4 protein-coding genes are annotated in these 5,107 nt (G+C 76.6%); 1 reads left to right on the top strand and 3 read right to left on the bottom strand.

The genetic code is table 11. The features are described 5' to 3' along the window. Positions 1–212 precede the first annotated feature (212 nt). From GT045_RS23685 to GT045_RS39950, 3 genes are all read right to left on the bottom strand, one after another. Positions 213–962: an SDR family oxidoreductase gene (locus tag GT045_RS23685; RefSeq protein WP_161292157.1), complete on the bottom strand. Its 750-nt coding sequence runs from the start codon at positions 960–962 to the stop codon at positions 213–215. A gap of 98 nt (positions 963–1,060) precedes the next feature. Next, complete coding sequence (locus tag GT045_RS23680) at positions 1,061–1,723, bottom strand: response regulator transcription factor (RefSeq protein ID WP_161293250.1); 663 nt, start codon at positions 1,721–1,723, stop codon at positions 1,061–1,063. Beyond that, positions 1,720–4,077, bottom strand: a complete 2,358-nt coding sequence (locus GT045_RS39950; RefSeq protein WP_161335362.1) for a histidine kinase — start codon at positions 4,075–4,077, stop codon at positions 1,720–1,722. The genes GT045_RS23680 and GT045_RS39950 overlap by 4 nt, the downstream gene beginning before the upstream one ends. Positions 4,078–4,234: 157 nt before the next feature. Here GT045_RS39950 and GT045_RS23670 point away from each other — a divergent pair. Beyond that, on the top strand, positions 4,235–5,107 hold an 873-nt coding region (locus GT045_RS23670), incomplete at its 3' end, for a CPBP family intramembrane glutamic endopeptidase (protein ID WP_161335361.1).

The raw sequence follows: 5,107 nt of genomic DNA, 5'->3' as shown, positions 1-5,107 counted from the left end.
CCGCCCGGCGCCCGGAAGTGGCAGGCCCCGCCCCGCCCCTGGCCGGGGGCGGGGCCCGACCGGCCACCCCGGCCACCCGACCGGCCACCCCGGCCGCCCGACCGGCCACCCCGGCCGCCCGACCGGCCACCCCGGCCGCCCGACCGGCCACCCCGGCCGCCCGACGGGCCGGTCCCGCCTCACATCGGCGCCCGCCGGGCCGCACGCCGGCGTCAGGCGGCGTATCCACCGTCCACCGAGAACTCGGCACCGGTGACGTACGCCGCCTCCGGCCCCGCGAGGAACGCCACCATCGACGCCACCTCCTCGGCCGTCCCGTAGCGGCCCAGCGCGGTCATGGCCGCCTGGTCCGCCGCGTACGGGCCGTCCGCAGGGTTCATGTCGGTGTCGGTCGGCCCCGGATGCACGACGTTCGCCGTGACGCCACGCCCCGCCAGCTCCCGGGCCAGCGCCTTCGTCAGGCCGGTCACGGCCGACTTGCTCATCGCGTACAGCGTGGCCCCGGGCCCCGGGACGCGCGCGGTGACGCAGCTGCCCACCGTGATGATGCGCCCGCCGTCGGGCAGGAGAGCGGCCGCGGCCCGGGCCGCCAGGAACATACCGCGGACGTTGACGGCGAGGACCCGGTCCACGTCGGCCGGGGAGAGGTCTTCCAGCGGCGCCAGCAGCCCGACGGCGGCGTTGTTCACCAGCACGTCCAGTCCGCCCAGCTCCTCGGCCGCCCGCCGCACGGCGTCCGCCGCCTCGGACGCGTCCGCCGCGTCCGCACGCAGGGCCACCGCCCGCCGCCCCAGCGCCCGGACGTCCCGCACGACGGCCTCGGCCGCGTCCTTGCCGTGCACGTAGGTCACGGCAACGTCCGCCCCCTCCCGGGCCAGGCGCCGTGCCGTCGCCGCGCCGATGCCCCGGCTGCCCCCGGTGACCAGTGCCGTCCTGCCGTTCAACTGCGTTCCTGAAGTCATGTCCTCATCCCACCGGAGGCGGACGGCCGGCACCGGCGGGGAACGGACCTCGACCTCGGCGCCCCGGCCTCGGCCCGGCCACGGAAACGCCCGCGTGGTCAGCGCTGCCGGACCGCGCCCGGACCGACCAGACCGCTCTCGTAGGCGAGGATGGTGGCCTGGACCCGGTCGCGCAGCCCGAGTTTGGACAGCAGCGCGTTCACATGGCTCTTCACCGTGCCGGTGGTGACGCCGAGTTCGGCACCGATCTCGGCGTTGGACAGACCGGAGGCGATCTTCAGCAGGACTTCCCGTTCCCGCTGGGTGAGCCGGCCGAGGACCCCGGAGGCCATGGACGGCGGGAGCGGGACCCGGCGGGCGAACGAGTCGATGAGACGGCGGGTGACGGCCGGAGCCAGGATGCCGTCGCCGGACGCGACGACGCGGACGGCCGTCAGCAGCTCCTCGGGGCGGGCGTCCTTCAGCAGGAAACCGGACGCACCGGCGCGCAGCGCCTCGTACACGTACTCGTCCAGGTCGAACGTGGTGAGCACCAGCACCCGCGGACCGTCGGGCGGCGCGGTGATCAGGCGGGTCGCGGTGAGCCCGTCCATGCCCGGCATCCGGATGTCCATGAGGACGACGTCGGCCCCGACCGACGCGGCCAGCGACACCGCCGTCGCCCCGTCACCGGCCTCGGCCACCACGGTCAGATCGGGTTCGGCGTCCACGATGGCGGCGAATCCGGCCCGGACCACGGCCTGGTCGTCGACGACGATCACGCGAACGGCGACGGGGACACCTCCTGCACAGGGGCCGGAACGGCTTCGGCCGGCAACGACACCCGTAGCGTACCGGCCGGTTCGCACACGAGTCGCCCCGCACCGGCGGCGACCTGCACCCGAAGGCGTTCGCAGACCGGGCCCGCGACGGCCAGCCGTACCCCGGTCACCGTGATCCGCAGGGTGCCGCGGCGCCGCCGCAGGGTCACCCGCGCCGGTCCCGGATCGCCCGCGCCGAGCGCCGCCTCGACGATCCGGTACACCGAGACCTGTACGGACGGCGGCAGTTCCCGGGCGGCCTCCGGCAGGCCCCGCAGCCGTACGTCGCGGCCGGCCGAACGCAGCGCGTGGCACAGCGCGTCGAGATCGGCGGCCGAGGGCGAGGGAGCGAGCGGCCTGCCGCCGACCCCGCCCTCGCCGCCGCCCTCGTCCTCGCCCTCGTCGAGGCTGTGCAGCATCTCCCGCATCGCGGCCAGCGCGGCCCTGGCCGTGCCGGCCACCTCCTCCATCTCGCCGCGCCGTGCCGCGGCGACGAGCGCCCGGGTGTGTGTCAGCACGGCGTCGCGCAACGAGTCGGCCAGCCGCCGCCGTTCGGCCTCGGCCGCCCGGTCCGCCTGCCACAGCGAGCCGGCGAGCGCGAAGTCGTCGTACGCCAGGGCGCGCAGCCGCCGGCGCCGCACGAGCAGGCCGGTGCCCCACACGGCCAGCAGCACCGGGCAGAGCACGACGGACAGCGCGAACGGCAGCACCACGGCGTCGAAGGGCCCCGCGGGCTCGCCCGCTACCGAACCGTCGGCACACGCCAGGGCCGTCACCCCGCAGGCCGTGCCGAGCGCGGCCGCTACCGGCGCGGGCCAGGTGCGTCCGGGCCCGTGCCCGAACGCGGCGACCGCGTACACCGCGAGGACCTCCACGACCGTCCCTCCGACGAGGCACTGCGCCACCTCGGACGGCAGCCGCAGCACGGTCACGGCCGCCGGCCCCGCCCACGCCGTCACCATGACGGCGAGGAAGACGGTCCACGGAGCCCGCCTGCGCCACAGCAGGGGCAGCGCGTGCAGCGCCAGCAGCCCGCAGACGACCAGCAGCCCCGGCAGATCCGCCCGCCGGGCGGCGGCCGGCCAGTCCTCCGCCAGCGCCAGGGCGAAGGCGACCGGGAGGACCGTTGCCGTCAACGCCACGGCGGGGTCGGCCAACCGCTGCTCGCGCAGGACGTCACGGCGCCAGGCGGACTCGGCGGGCCGCCCCGCCTGCGCACCGTCGGGCAGCGTCGCGTGGACCCGCCAGCCGCCCTCCCGCGTGGGCCCGGCGCTGAGTTCGCCGCCGACCGAGGCGGCCCGCTCCCGCATCCCCGCCAGACCGCGCCCCGCGCCGAGGCCCCCGGCACCCTGGGGCACGAGGCGTGGGGCCGTGTTCTCCACGGTCACGTCGAGCAGGCCGCCGGCCCGCCGGACGAGCACCCGGGCGGCGGCCCCGGGGGCGTACCGCAGGGTGTTGGTGAGCGCTTCCCGGACGATGCCGTGCACCGCCTCGGCCGCCGGGCCGGTCAGATCACCGGGGAGCCGAGCGGTGACCGGACGGCCCAGCCGCCCGAAACCCGCGACCAGTTCCTCGATCCGCGCGCTCATGGGACGGTGGTCCGCGTCGTCGGCGTCCCGCAACACCCCCACCAGCCGTTGCAGAGCCGTGAGCGTCTCGGTGCCGGTGCGCTCCGCGAACGACAGAGCCTCGGCGGCCAGGTCGGGCCTGCTGTCCTGAAGCCTGCACGCGGCCTCGACGCTCACCACGACCGACGTCAGGTGATGGGCACTCACGTCGTGCAGCTCCCGCGCGAGCCGGTGGCGCTCGCGGTCGCCGGCCACGCGCCGGGCGTGCTCCGCGCCGGCCAGCCGCCGGGTCGCCGAGAGCCGCCCGGCGAGCCACTGCCGGCGCGTCTCACCGAGCCCCGCGCACAGGGCGTACCCGGCCAGGCAGACACCCATCTCGGCCGCCGCCGGGGCACCCGGACCCCGCTGGACGGCGGTCACCGCCCACTCGACACCCACGCCGCCGGCCATGGCCCACGCCGTCACCGGCAGGGGGCAGCGGACGGCGACGGAGTACAGCGCGATCAGCGGGCCCGACCCCAGCCAGCCGTCCGGGGCGGCGAACCCGCCGAGGACCAGGGCGACCAGGGTGCACGCCAGGGCACGCACCGGAGCGGTCCGGCGATACCCGAGCGCGGCCGTCTCCAGGGCCGACGCGCACAGAACGACGGTGAGGGCCGGCGCGCCGAGGTCACCTCCGGACCACAGCAGGACGCCCTGCCCGGCCGCCAGCAGCAGGGGCAGAAGCCAGTTGCGTATCGTCTCCATGTCGCCGACGAGCGTAGAGGCCGGGCGCGCAGCGGACACCGGCCCTGAGGCGGAGACCCGCCCCCAACCAGGGATAGAGACACCGACCAGGGAGGCAGACCCGCTGTCGTGCCGCAGGCCGATGCCGCGCACGGGTGTCCTCGTACAGGCTGACGGCATGACACAGCCCCAGTCCGCCGAGCAGCTCCCGTACCACCGCCTGGGCCGCCTCGCAACGCGCTACGGGTGGTGGCGCCCCCTGACCGGAACCCTGGTCCTGGCCGTGGCGTACCTGATCACCATGGTCGTCCTGATGACCGTCCTCGCCGCCCTGGGGTCCGCCATGGGCTACCCCGAGGACGGCGACGGCTGGCCGCAGTTCGGGCCCGTCATGGAGACGGCCACGGACCTGCTCGCCATCGCGGCGGGCATTCCCGTCGTGCTGCTGACCGTGCGCTGGGTCGGGGGCCGCCGGGCGGGCACGGTCTCGTCCGTGACCGGCCGGCTGCGGTGGCGCTGGCTTCTGCTGTGTGTGCTGACCGCCCTGCCGGTCGTCGCGCTGTCCATGGGCGGGTTGTCGCTGCTGCCCGCGGACGCGGGCGAGCCGGCGGCCCGGTGGGCGGGCTGGGCCGCCTTCGGGCGGGCCCTCGCCGTGCTCGTGGTGCTGGTGCCGTTCCAGGCGGCGGCCGAGGAGTACGTCTTCCGTGGCTGGCTGACGCAGACCGCCGGGGCGTTCCTGTGCTCGCCGTGGGCCGCGGTCCTGCCCCAGGCCGCCCTGTTCGCCGCCGCGCACGGCTGGGGCACGCCCTGGGGCTTCGCCGACCTGCTGGTGTTCGGGGCGTGCGCGGGCTGGCTGACCTGGCGCACGGGGGGACTCGAGGCGTCCATCGCCCTGCACTCGGTCAACAACCTGTTCGCCTTCGGTGTCTCGGCCGCCGTGGTGGACGGCCTCGCCGGTGACGAGACCGCGGCGGACGCCGGCTGGCAGGTGGTCGCGCTCGACGTGCTCGGCATCGCCCTGTACACGGCGGCCGTGGCGTGGTGGGCGCGC

Origin of the sequence: Streptomyces sp. SID486, assembly GCF_009865385.1 — a bacterium.
Taxonomy (GTDB): Bacteria; Actinomycetota; Actinomycetes; order Streptomycetales; family Streptomycetaceae; genus Streptomyces.
The sequence above is the reverse complement of the archived record's forward strand: the minus strand, read 5'-3'. Positions and strand labels throughout refer to the sequence as shown.